Source organism: Taibaiella helva, from assembly GCF_003545695.1.
Lineage (GTDB): Bacteria > Bacteroidota > Bacteroidia > Chitinophagales > Chitinophagaceae > Taibaiella > Taibaiella helva.
Genome location: NZ_QUZZ01000001.1, coordinates 88254 through 110665 on the forward strand (window position 1 = coordinate 88254; position 22412 = coordinate 110665).

21 protein-coding genes are annotated in these 22412 nt (G+C 53.2%); 8 read left to right on the forward strand and 13 right to left on the reverse strand.

Annotation, left to right across the window (positions count from 1 at the left end; genetic code table 11):
- The first annotated feature begins 61 nt into the window (after nucleotides 1-61).
- Nucleotides 62-1462 carry a dGTP triphosphohydrolase gene (gene dgt / locus DZC79_RS00425; RefSeq protein ID WP_232831719.1) on the forward strand — a complete coding sequence of 467 codons (1401 nt, stop codon included), beginning with the start codon at nucleotides 62-64 and terminating at the stop codon, nucleotides 1460-1462.
- Between the two features lie 3 nt (nucleotides 1463-1465).
- Here the strand turns inward: dgt and DZC79_RS00430 are convergent, their stop codons facing one another.
- The 10 genes from DZC79_RS00430 to tssD (DZC79_RS00475) form a co-directional block, all read right to left on the reverse strand.
- Nucleotides 1466-2104 (reverse strand): SanA/YdcF family protein, encoded by a 639-nt coding sequence (locus DZC79_RS00430; protein ID WP_118949576.1) that lies wholly within the window; start codon nucleotides 2102-2104, stop codon nucleotides 1466-1468.
- A gap of 75 nt (nucleotides 2105-2179) precedes the next feature.
- Nucleotides 2180-2800 carry a polysaccharide deacetylase family protein gene (locus DZC79_RS00435; protein ID WP_232831720.1) on the reverse strand — a complete coding sequence of 207 codons (621 nt, stop codon included), beginning with the start codon at nucleotides 2798-2800 and terminating at the stop codon, nucleotides 2180-2182.
- Nucleotides 2801-2886: 86 nt separating this feature from the next.
- Nucleotides 2887-3471, reverse strand: coding sequence for a type VI secretion system tube protein TssD (tssD, locus tag DZC79_RS00440; protein WP_118949577.1), 585 nt, complete (start codon nucleotides 3469-3471; stop codon nucleotides 2887-2889).
- 54 nt (nucleotides 3472-3525) lie between these two features.
- Nucleotides 3526-3978 carry a hypothetical protein gene (locus DZC79_RS00445; RefSeq protein WP_118949578.1) on the reverse strand — a complete coding sequence of 151 codons (453 nt, stop codon included), beginning with the start codon at nucleotides 3976-3978 and terminating at the stop codon, nucleotides 3526-3528.
- Between the two features lie 154 nt (nucleotides 3979-4132).
- On the reverse strand, nucleotides 4133-6616 hold the full coding sequence (locus DZC79_RS00450; protein ID WP_118949579.1) for an ATP-dependent Clp protease ATP-binding subunit: 2484 nt from the start codon (nucleotides 6614-6616) through the stop codon (nucleotides 4133-4135).
- 31 nt (nucleotides 6617-6647) lie between these two features.
- Nucleotides 6648-7472: a peptidoglycan-binding domain-containing protein gene (locus DZC79_RS00455; RefSeq protein WP_118949580.1), complete on the reverse strand. Its 825-nt coding sequence runs from the start codon at nucleotides 7470-7472 to the stop codon at nucleotides 6648-6650.
- A gap of 9 nt (nucleotides 7473-7481) precedes the next feature.
- Complete coding sequence (locus DZC79_RS00460) at nucleotides 7482-7877, reverse strand: YrhB domain-containing protein (RefSeq protein ID WP_118949581.1); 396 nt, start codon at nucleotides 7875-7877, stop codon at nucleotides 7482-7484.
- Between the two features lie 9 nt (nucleotides 7878-7886).
- On the reverse strand, nucleotides 7887-8600 hold the full coding sequence (locus DZC79_RS00465) for a PAAR domain-containing protein (RefSeq protein WP_232831721.1): 714 nt from the start codon (nucleotides 8598-8600) through the stop codon (nucleotides 7887-7889).
- A gap of 68 nt (nucleotides 8601-8668) precedes the next feature.
- On the reverse strand, nucleotides 8669-10540 hold the full coding sequence (locus DZC79_RS00470) for a phage baseplate assembly protein V (RefSeq protein WP_118949583.1): 1872 nt from the start codon (nucleotides 10538-10540) through the stop codon (nucleotides 8669-8671).
- A gap of 105 nt (nucleotides 10541-10645) precedes the next feature.
- Entirely contained in the window at nucleotides 10646-11032 is a 387-nt protein-coding gene (gene tssD, locus DZC79_RS00475; RefSeq protein WP_118949584.1) for a type VI secretion system tube protein TssD, read from the reverse strand.
- Between the two features lie 153 nt (nucleotides 11033-11185).
- On the opposite strand from tssD (DZC79_RS00475), the gene DZC79_RS00480 reads away from it, so the two are divergent.
- The 7 genes from DZC79_RS00480 (at nucleotide 11186) to DZC79_RS00510 (ending at nucleotide 17823) form a co-directional block, all read left to right on the forward strand.
- Nucleotides 11186-12091, forward strand: a complete 906-nt coding sequence (locus DZC79_RS00480; RefSeq protein ID WP_157976828.1) for a hypothetical protein — start codon at nucleotides 11186-11188, stop codon at nucleotides 12089-12091.
- 21 nt (nucleotides 12092-12112) lie between these two features.
- Nucleotides 12113-13000, forward strand: a complete 888-nt coding sequence (locus DZC79_RS00485; RefSeq protein WP_118949586.1) for a TssN family type VI secretion system protein — start codon at nucleotides 12113-12115, stop codon at nucleotides 12998-13000.
- Nucleotides 13001-13031: 31 nt separating this feature from the next.
- Nucleotides 13032-14198: a type VI secretion system baseplate subunit TssK gene (gene tssK / locus DZC79_RS00490; RefSeq protein WP_118949587.1), complete on the forward strand. Its 1167-nt coding sequence runs from the start codon at nucleotides 13032-13034 to the stop codon at nucleotides 14196-14198.
- A 43-nt stretch (nucleotides 14199-14241) separates the two neighbouring features.
- On the forward strand, nucleotides 14242-14763 hold the full coding sequence (tssO, locus tag DZC79_RS00495) for a type VI secretion system TssO (protein WP_118949588.1): 522 nt from the start codon (nucleotides 14242-14244) through the stop codon (nucleotides 14761-14763).
- Nucleotides 14764-14790: 27 nt separating this feature from the next.
- Nucleotides 14791-15864, forward strand: coding sequence for a PKD domain-containing protein (locus DZC79_RS00500; protein WP_118949589.1), 1074 nt, complete (start codon nucleotides 14791-14793; stop codon nucleotides 15862-15864).
- Between the two features lie 178 nt (nucleotides 15865-16042).
- On the forward strand, nucleotides 16043-16966 hold the full coding sequence (locus DZC79_RS00505; RefSeq protein ID WP_118949590.1) for a DUF6263 family protein: 924 nt from the start codon (nucleotides 16043-16045) through the stop codon (nucleotides 16964-16966).
- Between the two features lie 164 nt (nucleotides 16967-17130).
- Nucleotides 17131-17823: a cell division ATP-binding protein FtsE gene (locus DZC79_RS00510; RefSeq protein WP_118949591.1), complete on the forward strand. Its 693-nt coding sequence runs from the start codon at nucleotides 17131-17133 to the stop codon at nucleotides 17821-17823.
- Here DZC79_RS00510 and DZC79_RS00515 read toward each other — a convergent pair.
- From DZC79_RS00515 to DZC79_RS00525, 3 genes are all read right to left on the reverse strand, one after another.
- Nucleotides 17801-18922 (reverse strand): glycosyltransferase family 4 protein, encoded by a 1122-nt coding sequence (locus DZC79_RS00515; RefSeq protein WP_118949592.1) that lies wholly within the window; start codon nucleotides 18920-18922, stop codon nucleotides 17801-17803. The genes DZC79_RS00510 and DZC79_RS00515 overlap by 23 nt on opposite strands.
- Nucleotides 18922-20007, reverse strand: a complete 1086-nt coding sequence (locus DZC79_RS00520; protein ID WP_232831722.1) for a glycosyltransferase family 4 protein — start codon at nucleotides 20005-20007, stop codon at nucleotides 18922-18924. The genes DZC79_RS00515 and DZC79_RS00520 overlap by 1 nt, the downstream gene beginning before the upstream one ends.
- 129 nt (nucleotides 20008-20136) lie before the next feature.
- Entirely contained in the window at nucleotides 20137-22254 is a 2118-nt protein-coding gene (locus DZC79_RS00525) for a peptidylprolyl isomerase (protein ID WP_198666714.1), read from the reverse strand.
- Nucleotides 22255-22412: the final 158 nt, after the last annotated feature.

Sequence of the window (22412 nt, forward strand, 5' to 3'; positions counted from 1 at the left end):
GCATCGCATAAAACTTGATCGGCGGTCGGTAAATTGCCCCCTGTTGCTTACCTTCGCCCCCATGCAACAGACCATGGATTGGGCACGGCTTTTCAGCGCAAGACGCAGCGGCGATGCTCCGGATAAAGTAGTGAATCCCGACCGTCTCCGTACTTCTTTCCTGCGCGACTACGATCGCATTGTCTTTTCATCGGCCTTCCGCAGGCTGCAAAACAAAACGCAGGTCTTTCCCCTGCCCGGTCCCGTATTTGTGCACAACCGGCTTACCCATAGCCTGGAAGTGGCTTCTGTAGGCCGTTCCCTGGGAAAGGAAGTTGGCGTAAGACTGTCGGATAAATACAAAGAAGCCGGCGAAGCTTTCCGCGAGTTTTACCGTTACGAGCTGGCTACGGTGATCTCTGCCGCCTGCCTGGCGCATGATATCGGCAATCCGCCTTTCGGTCATTCCGGCGAAGATGCCATCCGTTCTTATTTCACTGAGCTGGAAAGTCCTGCCGCCCGCTTGCTGGAAGAGCAGCTGAGCCCCAACCAGCTTCGCGATTTTCATAAATTCGAAGGCAACAGCAATGCCTTCCGTATTCTTACCCATAATTTCAACGAGCCGGTATCGGGGGGCTATAACCTTACGCATACCACGCTGGCCGCTATTGTCAAATATCCCTGCTCTTCCCTGGAAGGCTTTAACAAAGCCTCGGGACTGATCAGCCGCAAGAAATCGGGCTTCTTCGACTCCGAGCGCAACACCTATGAAGCGATAGCGGCCAACCTCGGTATCCTGAAGCATGAAGGTGCGGAACAGGTGTATGCGCGGCACCCTTATGTCTTTCTTACCGAAGCGGCAGATGATATCTGCTACCGCGTGATCGACCTGGAGGATGCGCATCGCCTGGGTATTACTTCCCTCGAAAAGATACAAGACCTTTTCCTGCCCTTCTTTAAAGAGGAGACCGGCTACAATAATTTTGAAACGGTAAGCGCGCAGGTGCAGCGGATCAACGATCCCAACCAGAAAGTGCAGTACATCCGCGCCGTATGGATAGGGCTGATGGTGCAGCAGCTGGCCGGCCTTTTTATGCAGCATGAGGAGCAATTGCTGAGCGGTACCCTGGAACATTCGCTTATGGACCTGCTGCCGCCCGCTTACCTGGCCCTGCTCGAAGAGGTCAATACCTATTCCTACCGTAATGTATACAATTACAAGCCCGTGGTGGAGATCGAGATTGCCGGCTATCATATCATCGGCGCCTTGCTGAAAGAGTTTGTGGGCGCAGTGTTGCAGCCCGGCCGCACAAAATCGTTCAAGCTGCTGCAGCTCATCTCGCAGCAGTTCCCCATCAGTAAGGACGAAGGCGCGTTATACGCTAACCTGCAATCGGTGGTGGACTATCTCTCGGGCATGACGGACCTGTATGCGATCGATCTCTACCGTAAGATGACCGGTATCAGCGTTACCGCGCTGTAGCCCTTACTGTATCTTTATTTTTTCGCCATAGAATTTTGCCTGCTTGTCAAAAAGCAGGTCCAGCAACATTTTTACCCGCGCCAGCTTTTCCCTTGCTTGTGTGCGCAAGCCGCCGTAGCGGTTCACATCGCGGGCATTGAAGCCGATAGCCGCAACCTCTTTATGATTGGCTATGAATATAGCCCGCTGGTTGTGGAAGGGTTGTGAGATCACTGTGACCTTACTTTCACCGAAGACTTCCCTGCAGCGCAGGATGCTGTCCAGTGTGCGGAAGCCGGCATAATCCAGGAAGATTTTCTCTTTAGGAATACCCCTGGCGATCAGGTCGGCCTGCATGGTTTCCGGCTCGTTGTAATGCTCGGTGCCGTTGTCGCCGCTGATGAGGATGAAATCGATTTTTCCTGCCTGGAACAAGGCCACGGCAGCATCAATGCGATATTGATAATAGTAGTTGATCCAGCCGCCCTTAAGGAATTTAGTCGTGCCTAGCAGCAGGCCGACCTTGTTGTGTGGAACCTGTTGAACGTCGCTGTAGAGCTGCTTCCGGGTAGATCCGGTCACCCAGCGGTCGGTGGCGAAGACCGTTGCCGCGGTAAGCACGAGAACGCCTCCGGCGATCCCGAATATGGTTTTTCTGCGCATGGTAAAGAGGATATACAACCGAAATTACTCATTGTACCGGATTCCTCTTTCTTAAATCCGTCCTAAATCGGAAGCTTACAGCGCGGCTACCCGCCATTTGTTCTTTTTGCAATGCTCGAGCACCCGCGGAAGGGCGTAGCTCATGCGGTCCCAGGCCTTCTGGCTGTCGTGGAACACCACGATATCGCCTGGCTTCAGGTGGAAGACCACGTTCTCCAGGCAGCGTTTCGGCTCCAGCGCCGTATCGAAGTCGGCGCTCAGCAGGCTCCACATGATCAGGCGGTAGCCCATCTCGTGCAGTTGCGCAGCCTGCATGCGCTTGATACGACCGTAGGGCGGGCGGAACAGCTTACTGTTGATGAATTGTGCGGCCTGCAGCGTGTTTTCAATATAGGCTTTGGTTTGCGTGGTCCAACCTTTAAGATGGTTGTGCGTATGGTTGCCTGTGCTGTGGCCTTCCTGCAGGATACGAGCATAGATCTGCGGGTACTCCACCACGTTCTTACCAATGCAGAAAAAGGTACCCTTAGCTTCATAATGAGCGAGCTGATCCAGGGCAAAGGGCGTAGCCGTGGGGTGAGGGCCATCGTCGAAAGTCAGGTATACTGCCGGGTCCTGCGTCTGCGCCGGCAGGCTCCATTCGGCATAGGAGGGCGCCAGGGCACGCAGCAGCTTGGGTGTTTGCAGAAGGTACATGATGACCAAAGGTAACCCATCGCCGATAAAAAACGCCCGGGTTTTTGTTTCCGGACGTTTTTGGGTACAGGTCAGCTAATGGGTCATTAGTCGGGTATAAAGCTGGAGATCGCACCGTCGCCCAGCTTGTTGGCGCCTTCGATACCTTCGCCGGCATATTTGTTTTCGGAGGAATCTTTGCCCAGCGCATCGGCTGCGCCGGTCTTCGCGGCGCCTGCGGCAAAGCCCAGCGCGGCAGAGCCCGCGGCCTTGGCAAAGGCTACGCCTGCCTTCTTCCAGTCGAAGCCCGAGCTGGTAATGCTGTAGCTGTCATCTACGGTGACACGCATGCCCGAGATATGCAGGATGGTTTTCATGGGGACCGGTCCGGCGGCATCGAATATGTCTTTATGGTAGATCAGGTAAGCATCGTTGAAGTTGATCTTTTTCCCCGCGGCATCTCCGTCGCGACGATAGAACTCGATGCGGCCGTTCTTTTTCATATTGTTGTCCGTGGCCCATTCGGTGATCTCCGAATTGCGGGCCGTCGCTTCCAGGGTAAGGATCATCAGGTTGCCGATCACATTGGCACGGGGCACACCGTTGCGGTCGATCGACTGCGACATCTCGTATTCAAAGTTGAGAATGTTATACTCATTCTCCCCGATGATCATTTTGGCTTTGAAGGACATGAGGATACTTTTTAGATAAGGGCAGCAGGTCGCAGGAGGACGTCGCTGTGCCGGTTATTTATTGTGTTGCAGCTCTGCGATCATGCTTTTAATGGCATCCAGCAGAGCCTGCTTAGCCTCAGGATCGGCAAGGGCCGATTTCAGGATCTTGTTGGACTTAAGCTGCTTGATGATCTTCAGGTATTCTTCTTTCTGCGCAGCATTGTCTTTGAGGAATTCGCTCTGTGCGGTAATGCCCCTGGTGCCGAAGTCGCCGAGGTTGGCGAAGCGCAGGGTTTCCTTCCGGGTAGTGCCTTCCGTATCTTCAAAATCTACGTTCAGCTCGGGCTTGTAATGCGCAAAGACTTGCTCTACCGTCTGCAATCCATGTACAACTTCCGGCTTTACCGGTGCATCCTTGGTCAGCTTTTCGGCGATCAGCGTGCGGTTCTGGGGAATATCGGCAAAGGCCTCGCTGGCGTCGGTCTTCACCTCGTTGCCGCCAATGCCGTAGTTATTGTCCATCATGGGATATTCGTTTTGTCAGGTTGAAGAAAATCGGGTCACCGGTTCTCTTACAAAAATACATCCTGTACCGGCAACGGGAAATACGTAAAAAGACGTAATTATGGCCAGGACTGGCTTTTGTCCATTTAATCCCGCTTCATGCCATAACATTGGATCAGCTATTTATCTGCCAGTCCAGCTCCCGCCCCTGCTCTTTTTCAATAACGCCTACCGTGACCGTATCGCCTTTTTTAATGTCGCCATTGATGATCATGCGGCTCAGCGGCTTGCGCAAAGCCGTCCTGATCGCGCCTTTCAGCGGGCGTACCCCATAGCGCGGTGTGAAGCCCAAGTGCGCGAGGTGGTCGGCGGCTTCCGGTAAAACCTTAAGGGTAATGCCCATCGCTTCGAGCTGCCGTAGCAGGGGCTCCAGGTGGATATTGAAAATGCGGACTACGTTATCGATGCTCACCGGGGCAAACGGAATGATCTCGGTAACCCTGGCGAGGAACTCAGGACGGAAAAAGCGCGTCATGATCTCCATCAGCTCATCGGAGCGCGGAATATGGCCTTCGCCAAAACTGCTGATGATCTGCTCGGCGCCGATGTTGGAAGTAAACAGGATCACCGCATTGGAGAAGTCGCCCTCCTTGCCCAGCCGGTCATGCATTTTACCTTCATCAAGGATCTGCAGGAAAATATCGAAGACGGAAGGATGTGCTTTCTCGATCTCGTCGAACAGGACGATGGCATAAGGCTGCTGGCGGATCTTATTGACCAGCATACCACCTTCTTCATAGCCAACATAGCCCGGGGGGGCGCCGTAGAGCAGCGCCGCAGAATGTTCTTCTTTAAACTCAGACATATCGAAGCGGATGATCGAATGCTCATCCTGGAACAGGAACTCGGCCAAAGCCTTGGCCAGCTCTGTTTTCCCGGTGCCGGTAGGGCCCAGGAAGAAGAACGAGGCAATGGGCTGCCCGGCTTTGTTCAATCCCGAACGGGATTCCAGTATGGCCTCCGAAACCGTCTTCAGCGCATGGTCTTGCCCGATGACGCGTTGCTGCAGGTGGCTTTCCATATTCACCAGGCGCTGCTGTTCCTTCGTCTGTATCTTCCCTATAGGAATGCCTGTCACATTAGCGACCACGGCGCTCAGGTCGGTGTTGTCGATCTCTGTTTTCTCCAGGGTAGCTATGGTTTCCAGGTTACACAGCAAGCCGTCGAGGTATTGGTGCATCTCGGCGCATTCCAGCATCTTGTCAAACTCCCTTTCTTCATTATGGCGGGCGAGCAGTACGGGACTCAGCCCGGTTTGCACCTCGTGGTACAGCCAGCGGAGCTGTTCTTCGCCAGGTGCGGCGCCCGCAGCCTGCAGCCTTTGCTTCAGCTCGGATACATCCTGTACGGATGTATCCGCCATCATGCGGCATACAGCCAGAGTACGGTCCATGAGGTCGAGGGCGGAGTCGGGCAGCCTGCGGTCTTTGATGAACCGCCTGGCCAGCCGTATCGTTTCACCGAAGACCGGCTCGCCGATCTTCAGGCGGTGATGCGTTTCATAACGGGCGGCCTGGTTACGCAGCATGCGTTCGGCCGTTGCTGTATCAGGCTCATTGACTTTGATCACTTCAAAGCGACGGCTGAAAGTCTCCTCCTTCTCTATGCTTTTGCGGTATTCCTCCACAGTGGTCGTTCCGATCACTGTCAGCAAGCCCTTGGCCAGCTCTGCTTTCAGGATGCCCGCTGCGCCGCCGTTGGGATTGTTCCGGTCGATAAGGGTATGGATCTCATCGATGAAGAGGATGGGCCTTTCCTGCGCATACAGTTCGCGGATCATTTTCCGCAGGCGGTCTTCGATCTCTCCCTTATAGGAAGCGCCGGCCATCAGCGCTCCGTTGTCCAGCTCATAGATCGCTACTGCGCGCAGATGCTGTGGCACGCGGCCTTCTGCTACTGCCAGCGCAAAGCCATCGAGCAGGGCGGTTTTGCCTACACCCGGTTCCCCGGTAAGAATAACGTTGGACTTGCTTTTGCGGCTGATGATCTCGCAGATCTGTCTTATTTCTTTATCGCGGCCGATCACCGGCAGCAGTGTTCCGCTGCGGGCTTGCGCCAGCTTATCGATCCCGTATTTACTGAGTGCTTCCGTTCCTGCGCCGGGCTTGCGTTCGCCGGCGAAGCCGGCGGGAAGCATACCGTTACCGTTTGCACCGGCGGCGCCGCTTTCGTACCATTGCAGCAGCTGCGCAGCGTTCAGCGGAAAACTTTTCAATTGCTCATGGGCAAAAGAAACACCAGGCGTTGCCAGCGCGATCAGCAGGCATTGCGGCTCTAGCGCCGTATAGTGCAGCTTCAGGTTCAGATGGTCGGCCTCGCTGAACAAGGGTTCCAGATCGCTGTCTGCTTCCGGTTCCGGCGTTATCCTGCCGTCGCGTGGATATTGTTCGATCCTGATCTCCGCCCATTCCTCCAGGTAATAAACATCGACGCCTTTCTGCTCCAGGAATTTCAGCAAGGGAAGATCTTTGTGCAGCAACGCTTTCAACAGGTGCGCCGCGGCATAGCGGCCATGCATATTCTCGCGAGCAATCTGCGCGGCAATGTGCAGCGCCTGTCTGGCTTTCTCCGAAAACGAATAGGATTGCAGGATAGACATGGGACAAGGATTTAGAGTAAAGAAAACAGACTTAATGCATCATGGCATGCGGATCGGCGGGAGCAATAGGTCGTACGCGGTACATATCGGGGAAATTGGGCAGGCTGCCGGCCCAGGCTTCCAGGGAGGCGCCGCCGGGTATGGCCGTTGTGGTTGGCCCTTCGTATGCAAAGGTATCCATACCACCCCCCAGCTGCTCAAGCTGCGCACCGGTAGCGGGTACTTCAAGCGTATCGGCAATGAATTCCAGCAGCTGTTGCCCTCTGATGCTCGCGCCGGTAGCACAATGCATGAACTGCACGCAGCCATAGCGGCCGAAGATGCTCCTGAGCCGCGACAGTACTGGCATCAAGGCTTCCATATTAGACACATCGATGCTTGCCCGCTCGCCTCTGCTGAATGCACCATGCCCTACTGATACCCCGGCAAAGCCCGGTGCGCCGTGGCCATGGAAGCGCAGCAGGAATACATTGCTGCCGGCCCTTCTGAGGATCTCGTCCACGGCTTGCTCCACACCATTGCACATACCGCCGATAAGAATGGGGCTGCCACCTGAAGCGGCGATGTCGGCAGCTTCATATTCGTAGAGCGACATATCCCACACATCCACACAGTCGATCACAGGCAGCTGCAGGGTGGCATGGCCGCCGGACATGAGGCGGGTCCAGGTTTCCCGGCTTACAGAACCATTTGCGGAATAGATGCGGTTGGCTTCCTGGAACTGCGTTACCGCAGTGCGGGTGGCCGCATCGAAGCGACCGCTGACCGTGAGGCCCGCACCGTTAAGGTTGAGCAGCTTTTGCAGTACACCTACGGCAGGCAGCCGGTCACCTTTGCGTAGCAGGGGATAGCTCATGATATTGTTTTATTTTTCCTGTTGGCCGGCCTGCTGGTCTTTATGATCGATAAAGGATTGCAAGGGTATCGATGTCGGCACCACTTCCAGCTTACCGTCTTTCGATACGAACACATGCGGTACGCCGAATTTAATATCGTGCGGACTACGGCTTTCTATATATTTTTTCGTGGTAAAGATGAAGTACCAGCCGTAAGGCCGGGTAATCGTCTCTTTGGCCCAGAGCACAACATCTTTATCATGGTGCATCAATTGGGCTACCGTGTCGATAGCTTTCTGCTGTGCGGCTTCAAAAGTGATCATCCTTTTATATTTGGCCCTCCCGGTTTGCTGCCCGTAGCTGCAGCGGGCGCAGGTCAGGCCGTGCAGGATAAGCAATACATATAGGGTCAGGCGAAGTTTCATAAGCGTTCATTAAGGTACGGTTGCTGTGGCGAAAGTGGTACCGCCAGAAGGATTGTAGCGGGCGTTGGCCACTGCCGGATCGGTGATAAAGCCATGCGGCTGTGCGCCGTCGTTCCAGTCCTGGCCTTCCATTATGCCTACCTGCCCGTTCACATTGGCTACGGCCACCACATGCCCGCCGCCGCCGGGAGGGGGGTAGTCGATCGTCATCACCTGCACCGTTCCTGGTCCACCCGCCTGCACCTGGGCAAAGATGCCGGCAATGGATTGATTATAGGGACCTATAGTAACATTATTGTTGGTATTGATCTCTTCATCCGTCTGGCCACCGCCGTTAGGCGCTATCAGCGGGCCATTGCCGCGAAAAAGCGCAATGACCGATGTCGTGATATCGGCGCAGTTCGTTACCGAATTGGCCGAGTTGATCACACCGAGAATGATCGCAATATTAGCAGGCGTCATCAGCGCCATATTGATCTCGCCTATGTTCACCGTGGCCAGCCCCGTAGCAATGGCGCCGCCATGTGCGGTAATGTCGCCCTGCCTTGCCGCAGGCATATTGCAGAGGAACACACCGGTAGAGCCTTTGACAATGGTTGCCGGAGCGCTGGCGCAGGTACAGCTGTCTGTTACCTTTGCCGCTGGCACGCCGCCGAACTGCACCGTAGCGGCGCCGGGTCCTATGATCGGCCCGCCCACATGGGGTTTGGGCCCGTCAGACATGGGACATATGTGTGTATCGGTTCCTATCCGGGAAGCAAAGGGCATGTGGGATTGAGATGAATAGGTTATCAGTTCACTTTTACAATGGCTGCGCCGATGTCGACCATGGCGCCGCCTTTCAGCTCGAGTTTGGCGCTGCCTTCAACCTTGGCGTTCACGCCCTTGGCGCTGAAGTCGGTGATGGCCTCGATCTCGATCTTTTGGCCTTCGATCTTAGTGCCTTTGGCATTGCCTTTCAGCTTTAGTTCCTGGCTGGCATTGATATTGATGTTTGCCGCGCTGAGGCTGATGCTGCTGTCGGCCTTGATCTCGATCTCTTTCTTGCTGTACAGCGTTACTTTATCGCCCTGGGCGTCGAGCTCCAGGTAAAGCACGCTCACATCGCCTTTCATCACAGCCAGCATGCAGCCTTTGTCCTTGTCCAGGGAGATGACCGAAGCATCGCTGTCGTTCTTGAACGACTGCATGGTGGCGGTGGTGCTGTTGTCTTTATTGATCAGCGCGATGATATTATTGGGTCTTTGATTGTTGCGTGTATCCGTTAGCTTGAGGATGCCGTTGTTGTCGTTGATCTCGAGCCGGCGGCCGCTGCGTGTGCCGATGATCTTTTCGTGATTGCCGTTATGCGAGGCATCTGAGCGGCGGCTATCGGTATAAACGCAGCCCATGATGAAGGGCCGTTCGGGATCGTTGTTGAGGAAATCGACATAGACCACATCATCTACTTCGGGAAGGAAGCGGAAGCCGTAGCCTTGCCCGGCATGGGGTACCACCACCTTAAGCCAGGGCGTGGTTTCGCTGCTGGCCTGCCAGGGAAAGCGAACCTTGACCCTGTCCTGCCCGTCCTCATCTTCGTTATTGACCACCCGGGCCATCTGGGCCGGGCAGAAGGCATGCAACTGGGGATTGGTATAGGGTGGCACGCTGGCTTCGGCCGGTATGGCGGAAAAGTAGTTGTGATAGTTGTCGTGCCCGGAAGAGTAATGATGCAGCTCAGTAATGATGTACTCCCCGAAGCTGTTGCCGTTGTTATCTGTCAGGTTGATCTTTCCAGCCAGCTTAAGGCGGCTGTTGAAGGTGTAGCCGGTGACCAGCGCGGATGATGCTGCCCTTCCCTGTTGCTGCAGCAGGCTTTGCGCCGTAAGCAGGCTTTCGGTGGCGGCGCCGATATAGGTGTATTGCGCATAACTGGCCGGCGCTTCTATTGTAGTACCGGCGCGCATATTGGCAGCAACAAAGCCGGTGCCCGCCGGTTGGCTGGCTTGCTCGCTACTGCGGATCTCCTCGCCGCGGAACGTGTCGTAGCCTACGGCATTGATAGGCGAATGCTCTACACGGGAACGGAAGGACAGACCTTCTATCTCCGTATCGGAGATATCGAGCGCCTGACCGCCCGGGTCGCCCAGTACCAGCTCCTGGCCATTGTAATAAAGCCACTCGCCGTAGCGTGCCGCAATCATCCGGTAAAAGTCAAAGGCGCTCTGGTTGTACTGCACGGTATAGAACAGCTCGTCGCTATTGCGCGGGTTCAGCTGCAGGGTCGTGCCCTGCGTAATATTGAGCGCATTGAAAATATGCCTCAGGTCTTTGTGGTAATACGAGTTGGATTCGGGTATCTCGGCCAGCTTTACAAATAAGCCTTTACCCGAGATCTCATACGTGATGCCGTTGGAATCCTGCTCTACACAATTGATCGCATAAATGATCCCTTTAAACGTAAAATCGTTGTTGATATCGATCGTGACTTCGGCAGAGAGGTGCGCCTGGTTGAAAGCGACATAGCCCGAGAGCGTAGGCGTCCCTTCCTCCTGCCGCCAGTTGAAAGAAAAATCGTTGACATCGGCCAGCTGCTGGTTGATGACCAGTGAAGCATACGCAACAGGATCGCTGACGCCTTCGATATGTATCGACACCTGGGCCAGCGTGCTGGAATCACTCATGACTTATCGGTTTTGGAGAGAACAAAGTACATTCCGCGAAGACGCACAGCATACTGATTGTTCAACGATGCTGTGCGGCCACCGGGAGGCGGGGATCAACAACAGCTACACCCATTCGTTGATGTGCTTGCCGTTGCCCATAGTAATCTCTTTGGCAGAGATGCCGAAGCTTACGATCATAGGATTTTTATTATCGGAAGCATATACTTCTTCAAACTTGATAAGGTAGCCTTCTTTAAACTTAAGCTCCTTCATGGTAGCGTCTGAATCCCTTTTCAGAAAGACGATGCTGCCATCCTTACGCTCGAAGTTGTTGCACATCCATTCGAACAGGTCGGTTTCCTGTGTGCTTTCCACAGTAACATAGATCTTGCCTCCGCGGGTAACGGAAGAAGGCCGCCCTGTGGCATCCACTTCCTGGTGAAGGTCGTAGCTGGCGTTAAGTACATTGTAGTCTTTTCCGGCCACGCTCAGTTTTGCTTTGAAGCTCATGGTTAAAAATTTTCGGTTAGATGAATAAATTTGTAATAGCAAAAGTAGAAGCTCGCCTAAGCGGAAACAATACGTTTTAATACGTATTTTTAAAAAAGAACTTTTATCTACTTTTGTTCTATCAGGAAAAAACCTCATCTGTAACCGTTCCCCATGCCTGCTGAAAGCCCATACCGTATTGAACAATACCAGCTGTTGCGGGCCGAAGCTTTGTGCGCAGAGATGATGGAGAACGGTATCCCTTTTGATGAGATCATTATCCGCATGGCGGGCTCTTTCCGTAAGAGCTACCGCAATGATGTGGAGCGTGTGCGCGCGCCTAAAGAAAGCGGCGGTGCGCTGGTGATCGAGATCAACCGTGACGGGCTTTACGATCGTTTACCCGAAGGTCTTTTTCACCAGACCCGCGGCGGCGGCAATACCAATAACCTGCGGGCGATGACCGGTGAATACCGGCGCTACCGCGACGAGGAACGCCTGGCCCGAAAGTTCTTTCAGCCCATAGAACAGGAATTGTTCCGCTATGCAGTGCTCACAGAAGCAGAAGAAAGACAGCTGCAGTTCGGCATGCTGAAAGGCAAGCTGGACAAGGAGTTTTACCGCTTTTGGAACATCGATGCGCAATTGCCCGAAGGCCCGGCCTCGGTGCTCGTGCTCATCATGCCCTGGATACGGCAGATCAAAGGCGACCTGCAGCTTACGGCCAGGGCCTTGTCGATGATGCTCGGCCTGCCGGTAACCGGGACGACACACATAGAAGGCGAGCAGGATGTACCGGCAGAAGGCTTCCTTCTCGGCGATGATGCAGTGGTGCTTGGTGTCGATACTGTATGCGGCCATCACTTTGAGGAGCCCTATGAGCAATGGATCTTCAGCATAGAAGGTGTGGCACTGCAGGATATGGCCTTATACACTTCCGGTAAGCCTTACGGCCTTTTCCTGGAACGTTTTGAATCGCTTTTTATACCATTGGAAGTGGAAGTGCAATACGAATATCATTGCGACGGACAGGAGGAGGACGCCGCCGAGCCGGTGCTGGGTTACGGCTTCTACCTGTAAATCTGAAGAACAGACAATATCATGGCCCTGAAATCATTCCTGCTTTACTTTATTCCTTTCCTGGTGGGCTCGCTGGCCTTGTTTGCCGTGGTCAAACAAGTTTCCTCGGGTTTTTCCGCTCAGGGCAGGAAGCCTTTACTATATGGCGGGCTTTCTTCCCTGCTGGCTTCTGCCGCGGCTTTTGCCGCCACCTTTATCAGCAACAATCTTTTCCTTGTGTTCTGGATCTTGTCGGGCGTCTATTTTCTCTTCGGTGTGGTCCACGTGCTGCTGACCCACCGGAAATTCTTCAGTCAGCCCGGGGAATCGCGCAGCAAGCTGTTCTATGCCGAGCTGCTGTTCGGTCTGACGATCGTCCTGTTCAGTATTGCGGCTTTTGCAGCGCTGCAGTATTTTTTAAAGGATAAGTCTTTTCTTTTTTATCCTATGCTGCTCAGCCTGCTGTTCTTCATCATCCCTTTCCTCATGAACCAGACCTTCCTGGCGGCTTATGATATCCCGCCCACGGTATTCGCTACCTGGCAGTATCCCCTGCTGCAGGCGATCGATCTGCCCGATGAGAAAGAAGGGGAGCGGCTTTATGTGATCGGCTTCGAGATCGCGAAAAAGGAAAGCGACAGGCAGAGAACTTTTTTCCGTGCCAAAGCGCCGGAGCAGATGGTGCTGGGCGAGCTGTATTATCATTTTATCAATGACTATAACGAGATGCAGAGCGAAACGCCCATCCAGTTTACCGATGCGAAGGGCAGGGCGCAGGAATGGTATTTCCGTACCAAGCCCAGATGGTACCAGCGTTCGCGCATACTCGACGCTACGCTCACCGTGCAGCAGGCTGGCATTCGTGAAAACACGGTGATCATTTGCGAGCGGGCAGCAATTAAAGAGGAGGAGATCATACCTATTTCATAAACCAGGGCTGTACAGCTCTTATAGAGGAATCATGAGAAGCCAGAGAAAATATTTTCCCGTTAACTGGATGGACGGCATGAAGATCAATAAAGATCATTTCATCGCCCAGGACAATGCCTGGCAGGATGCCCTTGGCGATACCGCCACGCTCTGCCTTTCGCCGCAACGTTATGGAGTGATCCCGGCTTCCGCTGCCGGGGAAGATACCTTTAATGTAAAGCTGTCGCTGGACAACCAGAACACTTTGAAAGTGTCAGTGCTGGGCCTGCAGGCGGTTACGCCCGGCGGCCTGCGCATACAGATCCCCGGTCTGCCTTCCCGTAATACTGAAGAAGGACTGACCACCACTTTTTCTTTTGCTGCTGCCGGCGCCGAAGCGGTGTACTGGATCGTGCTGACGGTACAGCCTTTCCAGCGGGTGCCCTCGGGCAGCCCTGAAGCGGATGAGCATCCGCCCCGTTATCCGCTGGTACAGGCCGCCTATCAGGTGCAGGTGGTGCCCGAGAGCCAGTATGCGCAATATGCCCGCAATCCTTTTGCGCTTATTATCGGCAAGGTGATCGTGAACGGCGATATGGTGAAGGTGGAAGAAGAGTATATACCGCCCTGTCTGTCGGTACAATCTTCGCCCGACCTTATGGGACTACATGCCGAACTGGACCAGTTCCTGGCCGGCCTGGAGCTGCGATGCGCCCAGATCGTGCAGAAGATCTTCAGGAAAAGCCAGCAGAACGATCTTTCGGAGCTGGCCTTGTTCCTCTGCGACCGCATTATGCTTTTTATCGGGCAGGCCATTACGGAGCTGCGCTGGAACCAGGTGTATGAGCCGCCTGCCAGAATGTTCAGCACCATTGTAAGCCTGGCCCGGGTCATGAAGAATACAATCGACCTGCGTATCGGATCAGGCAAAGAGGAGCTGATGAGCTACCTGAGCGAATGGTGCGAGCTGAATCCCGGCGAGCTGGAACAGATGCTGAGCGGCCTTGCCGGCCTGCGGTACGAGCACAACGATATTAACAGCAATATTATGCCGGTGATCCGCTTTGCCAAAGTTACCGGCAGGTTGTTTGAATCTCTGAGCAACCTTGAGTTCATCGGCAAACGTAAGGAGTCCGGCATCTTTGTAAAAGAGGAGCACCAGTACCAACAGGCAGGAAACAACGATCAGCCTAAACCCCGCCGGCGCTTTTTTGGCTAGAGCGACCGTAACGCTTCCTTTATCTCCCTAAAAATAAACGACCATGATACCGCAGAATGCCCCGGAACGCAAAAAGGCCTTTGCACGTTTTATGATCCTGTATCTCATTACCACGGGTATTATCGTGGTGGCGGTTTACTTCGGGATACAGGTACCCTTTCAGCAAAATCAAAAGCTGCAGGAGCAGCTGGCTAACATAGAGAAGGAAAGGGACTTTGGCCGCACTTTCTTTGCCCGGCTGGGCGAGGCGAAAAGCCTGCTCGATTCGGTGAACAAGCCCGGCGTGCAGGCCGAGCTGGTAGACGGCCAGATCGATTCCCGGCTGCAGCAGCTCACAGCCATAGTAGAGAAAGACTCTGTTTCGGAAAAGCGGCTCTACCAGGAGATCATCAAAACGTATTTTGAGATCAAGGACGATAAGAAAAGGATCAGGGCCTCCGGAGATAAAGATGCCCAGGCCGCCGAGTTTGAGAACCAGCTGGCGCAATGGAAAGCCAAATATGATGATTGCAAGAACACCTATACACAGCTGCTGACACAGTACAATATGAGTGTAAAGCGTTAACAGCCCATAAAAAAAGACCAGTACCTTATGCCGCAGCTTTCACGCATCTACAGCCGCAACCGGATGGGCATGGACAACAGGGTATGGCTCACGCTTATCCTTACCGTGATCCTGTCGGCAGGCCTGCTCGGCTTCCGCATGGCGACGACCGAACCCTGCTATGATGTACGGTTAAGCCTTAAAGGCGTGGTAGATCATCCTTATATGCATCACTATTTCGTAGGCGAGAGTATTATTTTCCAGGCCGGGATGAAGCATCAGCAAGAGGTTACCTGGAACTTCGGCGACGGCAGCACTATTGCACGGGGAAGCAAAGTAACGCATAGCTACCATTCGGAAGGTAATTTCCTGGTGACGGCGACCGTCAACGGGCGTTGCCTGCAATCGGTCAATGTGCGCATCAGTTCCCTGGCACTGGCTACGCCCGAGGCGAGCTCCGCTGCAGTAGCGGCGCCCGGCGTCATTATTGGTAAAGACTTTGCCGCAGCCGGCGAGCTGGCCATTTACCAGACGGAGGCTGTTGCCGGCGCTTATGAATGGACGATTGAAAACAACGCCGCCTTTCCACCGAAAGCAGGTAACAAAGTATCTTACAGCTTTACTGAGCCGGGCAGCTATGTGCTGAAGCTGAAGCTGGATAATGATGAAGCCAAAGTATATCGTAAAGCCATTGTCATATCGATGAACCCGGTCGATGTCAAAGGCCCCAACGCAGACGAGCTGCCGCCCCTGCCGCTACCGGCGCCGCCCGGAGAAGGCCCGGCAGCCGGCGCCGAGGCAGCAGAAAACAATCCTGTCGCCACACCCGCGCCGGTGGAGAAGAAGATAGAGCTGATACCCGATCCTATACTGAAGAACCAGCTGCAGGACGTGATCGACGGTAAGGAAACAATGGAAAGTCTTGCCCAGTATATGTGTCCCGGCGGTAAGGTGAAAGGGAACGGTACCATTTATGCCAACCTTAACCTCTTCGGTGAAGCGCTGAAAGGGAAAAAGGGTGTGCTCAAGGTCTTCTCCGGCAAGCGGAAGATAAAGTCGGTGCATGCCAATCGTGAAGTCGGCAGCAACTGCATCTTCAGGCTGGACGTAGAATACAAATAGATGCTGGCGCCCCGCAGCAACAAATCTGCCGTAACCTGCTGTTCCTTTCCCTCAATAAAGACCCCTGAGAAGCGCTATGGCGGCCGTTTTGCATCCAAACGGGCAGCGGGATTATGTTGCCGCTAACATTCGTTGTCTGGTAAAAAGCTATCTTTGTTCCTTCACCAAAATCAGATCAATGAGTACATTCAAAAAAACGGCGGGGCTTTGGTGGTTATGCTGCCTTTCCCTGCTGCTATTGTTCTCCTGTAAATCGGGGAGCGAAAATTCAGGTAATGGTAATCCCATCACGCTTAAGATCAATTTCAAACCGGGAGAAAAATACCTTTATACTACGCAGGTCAACCAGAAGATCAACTCCATGAATACAACCATGGACCAGTCGATGACGATGGAAATGGTCTATGCCTATGAGGGAGAGGAAGGAGAAAACAAAAAGCTGAAGATCACCTACGATCATATAACCATGAGCCTGACGACACCGATGGGCCCGGTTCAGTACGATTCCAAAGTACCCGAAAAAAGCCCGGCCGATATGGCTTTTATGAACAGTCTTATCGGTAAGTCCTTTGGCATTAAGGTGGCGCCCAACGGCGATATCGCTGCTGTAGAGGGCCTGGGCGAGCTGATCAAGTCGCTGAGCGGTGCGACCGACGATAACACCCGTTCGGCTATGGAAGGCCAGTTCAGCGATACCGCCATCCGGATGATGATGCAGAATTCTTTCGACCTCTATCCCGGCAAGCCTGTGAAAGTAGGTGAATCCTGGGGCAAAAAATCGGTGATGAGCATGGGCTTCCAGGGGCTGAACGTGAATATGGAAAATACCTACACGCTGAAGTCGATAAACAGCGGTAAAGCTACAGTAGCGGTAGCTTCGGCCATGAACCTGCCGGCTACCGATATGAGCGCCGCCGCAGGTGTGCCGATGCAGATACAGATGAACGGCAAGCAGGAAGGGACTATGGAGCTGGATATTGCCACGGGGCAGATCCTTTCCGGTAAGACCACTCAGAATATCGAGGGCCGCATATCGGGCGGTGGTCAGACCATACCGATGAATATCAACGGGGATGTGGTTATCAGCAGCAAAAAGATGTAATTTCCTGCAGAGGGATAAAAAGGGGTTATGATCCGTTGCGGGCATAACCCCTTTTTCATAGGTGACCCATGGCTGGTTGTATTGCCCGATGCTGCAGTCCGAAAAATCGCGCTGGTATCTTTGCGGTCAATGGCCTATTTTTGTAACGATCAAAATCAAAATCGATGTCCGAAGAAGTTCCGGTATTGCTTAAAGGCGCACAGATATACCAGGGTAAAAGCATTGTGTTGAGTGGCGTGGACCTGGAAGTACGTAAAGGCGAATTCGTATACCTGATCGGCAAAACCGGTACCGGTAAATCAAGCCTGCTGAAAACCCTGTACGGCGATCTGCAGCTCAAAGAAGGTGAAGGCAATGTAGCCGGCTTCAACCTGAAGGAGCTGAGCTGGAAAACCGTGCCCCTGCTGCGTCGTAACCTGGGCATCGTCTTCCAGGATTTTCAGCTGCTTACCGACAGGAATGTGCACGACAATCTTGAATTTGTACTAAAGGCCACCGGCTGGAGCGATAAGGCGCTGATCAAGGAGAAGATCGAGAATGTGCTGGATAAGGTCGGCTTGCGGGCCAAAGGCTATAAGATGACCTATGAAATGAGCGGCGGCGAGCAGCAAAGGGTCGATATTGCCCGCGCCCTGCTCAATAATCCCAAGCTGATCCTGGCGGACGAACCTACCGGTAACCTGGATCCGGAAACTACAGATAAGATCATGCAGCTGCTGTTCACCATCTGCCGCGATTATCATACTGCCGTGGTGATGGCAACACACGATTACAGCATTCTGCAGAAATACCCTGCAAGAGTTGTACGCATAGAGCAGGGCGCCGTAACAGAGATTACGGCTGCAGGTATGTCATAATGCGTAAGGCATTCTGCCGGTTGTTGTAACGCTGCAGCAGCAAAGCTCTTCGTGCATTAATATTTTCCTGGTCAAAAGGCTGGCTAAAGCGTGTTTCCAGCTGTTCTATGAATGTAGCCGGCGTACCGGCTACGTGACATACTTCCGCAAGCCCGGTGCCTTCCACCATTTCCCGGTTGACGATCACATGCCTGCCATGGAACAAGGCATGCAGCAATTTTAATTTAAGTCCCGTTGCCTGGAAGGTGGGCAATACATGCACCTGCGCTTCTGCTACCAGCCGGGCCATCGTCTCCTGGTCGGGGTTGGCGATCAGCCGGCAATGCGGCAAGTCAGCGCAGGCTGCTTTCAGTTTCTCGTGCGGGTCCCTACCGGCGAAGATAAAAGGTACCGTGCTGTGTGGGCAAACGTTTTCCAGCAGGAATAAGGCTGCTTCGATATTTTCGAGATGCCCCAGGTTACCGTGATATAAGGCATAGCTGCCCATGCCCGGCAATACATCGATATCATGATAAGGCTGAAATGACGGCACATAATCATGTTGCTTTTCGGGATAAGCCTTTTTAAAGAAACGGTAGTCGTGCTCCGCTACGGTGAGGAATACATCCGCAGCATCCAACCGGCTTTCCTGTGTTTTGAGCAGCGATGCTTCCACCCGGTAGTATAGTTTTTTCAGCAGGTTTTTTGTCCGTTGGCCCAGGAGGGCAAAGTATTCCTGCTCCAGGTTTTGGTTCCGCATCAGCTTGAAACGCCCTGCCAGCGAGGGATGCGACAGGTAATACGCCGTATGTACACCTTCAAAGAGGATGGGTGCATCAATACTTTGAAGATTGTGCAGCAGCTGTTCGTCCCTGCGCGAATACATCATATAAGGCAGCCTCAGCGAAAGTCCCGGCAACCCTGTCTTACGCGGATAGTAAAATACCTTTTCGCAATATTGTTCCAGCGCCTGCGGCCGGCCCCGGCCGTATTCAAAGCAATGCAGGTAAATAAGCACGCCGGCCTCATGCAGGTTTTTTACCTTGAAGAATACATCGACCATGCCCCCGTAATCGGGAGGATAAGGGACATCGGGCGATATGATATGCAGCCGGATCATTATTGTCTATGTGTACTGAAAAGCTGTTCGTATACTTTCTTTAGCCGTTTTTCTTCCTCCTGCCAGCAATAAACTTCCCTGGCCTTCATGGCATTTTGTTCCAGCCGTTGATGGTAAGCTTCATCATGAATCAGCCGGTTAAGGGCTTCCGCTATATTATCGGCCGTCGGTGTTTCGATAAGACAGGCCAGCTCGAAACGCGTGTTTACTTTTTCGTATTCGGGGTAAGCCATGCAGAGCTGCGGTACACCACTATGCATATAGTCGAAAAAACGGTTGGCCATTGACAGCCGGTTGCTGGGGCCTATTGCTTCAAATAAAGTAATGCCCGCCCAGGCGTTCCGTGTGTACTCGCGTAGCTGATCCGGCGGTACATAGCCCCTGAAGCTGACCTTGTCTTCCAGCCCGTATTGTTTAACTAAGGCGACGGCTTCCTTAAAAAAATTGCCGTCGCCGCAGATGATCAGGGGAGCATCCACGTGCTGCATAGCCGGGATAAGGTATTCGAAGCAACGGCCGATATTGACCGCTCCCTGGTACAAAATGAATTTTTCCTTTTTTTCCGGAATGCTGAAAGGACGCAGTACGGTAGCATTGCGTACGACCTCGTACTGTACCTGGTACTTTTCCCGGAAATAAGCGGCATAGCATTCGCCTATTGTGTAGCCCACAGGAAAACGGGGAACGGTAAACCGCTCGATACGGTCCCATAGCTTCTTTTCCCTCGGGCGGGTTACCACTTCCTGCATTTCTGTGAACAGCTCGTGCGCATCATACACCCGCCTGATCCCCCGGATACAGGAAACGAAATAGACTGGCAGTATGGTATCCAGGTCGATGGCGCAAAGCGCATCGGCCTTGCGGAACAACAGGTACCAGAACAAACGGAGCCAGTAAAGAAAATACATCATCTTGCCGTGTTCCGGACCGATGGCTAAACGCTTCTGCCGGAAGGGCTGCTCCTGCAAGGGCTTGCTGCCACGGTGCGACCGGCCCGTGAGCTCGACATCATATCCCGCTGCTGCAAGCGACCGGCAGATCCTGATCATGCGCTGATCATAATTCAGGTCATTGATTACGGTCAATATGATTCTTTTCTTTTCCAGGGGCCGGAAGTATTAGGGATGGCCGGAACGGCTGAATGAAAAATGGGTTTTCAATGAAAAAAGGGGCGATGAGGCCCCTTTTTCGACAATATTATCGCTTCAATAAGATCAATAAATTTTGGAGCGGGTATCTTCAACTTCGGCTTTCTCACGCAGCCCGTTAACCACCATATTGGCTGCATTGCTCTTTATCCCGTACTCCAGCATCTGGCGCTCTACAGCCAGGTTACGCGGCTGCTGATCGGGAATTGTGGTACGACCCAGCACATTGATGAAGTATACGCCATCCTGGCCGCTGATCGCAGGCGAAAGTGTATTTTCCTTAAAGGTCTTGCAGAAAGAATAGCCGACCACTTTCGGTTCATTGCCTACATTGGGAATAAAGCTTCGGGAAAAGTTCAGGGAATCGGCTGTACCTACCTGTTGGTTCTCTCCCTGTGCAATAGCTTCCAGCGTTGTTTTGCCTTTAGCTTTTTGTTTCAGGATCTCGGCTTTCTTTACTTTCTTCACATAGCCTTCCAGTATCGGCCGGGTTTGGGCATTGATCGGCGCCAGTCCGGCATCCATGATGCCGCTTAGCTTGGCCACTACATATTTATCACCTACGGTATACACAGTAGAGACATCGCCTACTTTGGCATCATAAGCCCACTTAACCAGATCGCGTGAAGCACCCAGGCCGTTCACCACATAGCTGTTCTTATTGAGGCCGCCGGCGGGGATCGCGCTGTAATGATTGGCTTTAACTGCCTTGTCGAAGCCGGAGCTGGCCTGGCTGGCAAACCCCGTTGCTTTGGCGGAAATATCATTCTGCGTTTTATCGCTGATGTTCAGTTCTTTCGCTACAAAGGCGATTTTGGTAGACGCTTCGGGAGCACCCTGGCGCAAGATCTCGATATAGTGATAGCCCAGCTCGGTCTTCACGATCTTCGACTCGCCGGTATGGCCCTGTTCAAAAACAAAGTCTCCGAATTCTTTGGCCAGGCCTCCTTTTTGTGCCAACGGGAAATCATATTCGCCACCTTTATCCTTGCTGCCGGCGTCGTCGGAATAAGTAACGGCCAGCGAATCGAACCTGGCGCCGGCTTTCAGCATGGCGACAACGCTATCGATGCGGACTTTAGCGGCAGTATCGGAGAAGAATCGGCTTCCCTGACCCAGCTGGCGGGTAGCTACAAGTATGTGACGGCATTTTACGGAATCGGGGAGCGATTTCCGGTCCTCGATCTTGGCGAGCATGTAGTTGCTGCCATCATAGAAGGGTCCCACAATGCTGTTTACCGGAGCGCTCATCAGCTCGTCCACATTCGGAATGCTCTGCAGCTGCTGTTTGGAGAAGTAAGCAATGGGGATCTGGCTTTGTGAGTTGCGGTTTACGAAATCGGTATCATTGGTTGCAGTAGCAAATTCAGCTTTCAGCTTTTCCAGCTCTGCAAATGTGCGCGCGGAGTCTTCGGCTGAAGGTTGAATAGTGAAGCTTACAAAATCGATGCTGCGGGAAGGTTCTTTTATTTCGAACATGGCTTTGTGCGCTTCCATGTACTTTTTGATATCGTCGTCGCTTACTTTCGCCTGATCATCGGGTACCAGGGTATACGGCAATTTTACATAGTTGATTTTGGCAAGGGTATTGCGGCCTGCGTTCTGGTCATCCAGCATGAACTTCGGGATATAGATCGAACCGGCAACCAGTGTATTGAATTTGGCAGCATAACGGCTCTTCACCAGGCCGGCCTCGAAGGCCTCCCATTGTGCTTTCGTGTCGGGGCTGCGCTTGATCTGCTGAATACGGGCCGCTGCTTCCTGGGGGTTGAACACGCCGGTCTGCGGATTGGTGAACAGCTGCTTTACATTCGGATCGGGATTAGGCCCGGTGATCATATCTTTCAGCTCGGCCGGGCCTACGGTAATACCCAGCTTTTCGCTCACCTCATTCAGCAGGCGCTCATTCACCATTTCGTTCCATACCTGGTCGCGCAGCTGTGCCTGTGTATTTTCATCAACCGGAGCATTGGGATTCTGGCGTTTCATTTCCTCTTCCCTTTGCTTTACAGCAGCATCGTATTCCCGGGCGTCGATCTTTTCACCATTGATCTTGCCTATGGTCGTAGACCGGGAGCCCCCGCCTTTGCCATAGTCCATCAAGATGAAACCCACCAGGGCGACCACGATTACACCGCCCGCCAGCTTCGCATATTTATCCCGTATTTTCTGAATTACTGCCATAGTAAAATGAAGTACACAATTATCGAAAGTGCGCAAATGTAATGGAAAAATCGGAAAAACAAATCCTTTCCCGCTTCTATCCGCGAAATTATATGGAAAAATAATGTCCTTTATTCCTGAACCAAGGCGAGAAAGGACCAAATAAAAGAGGGCAGCTC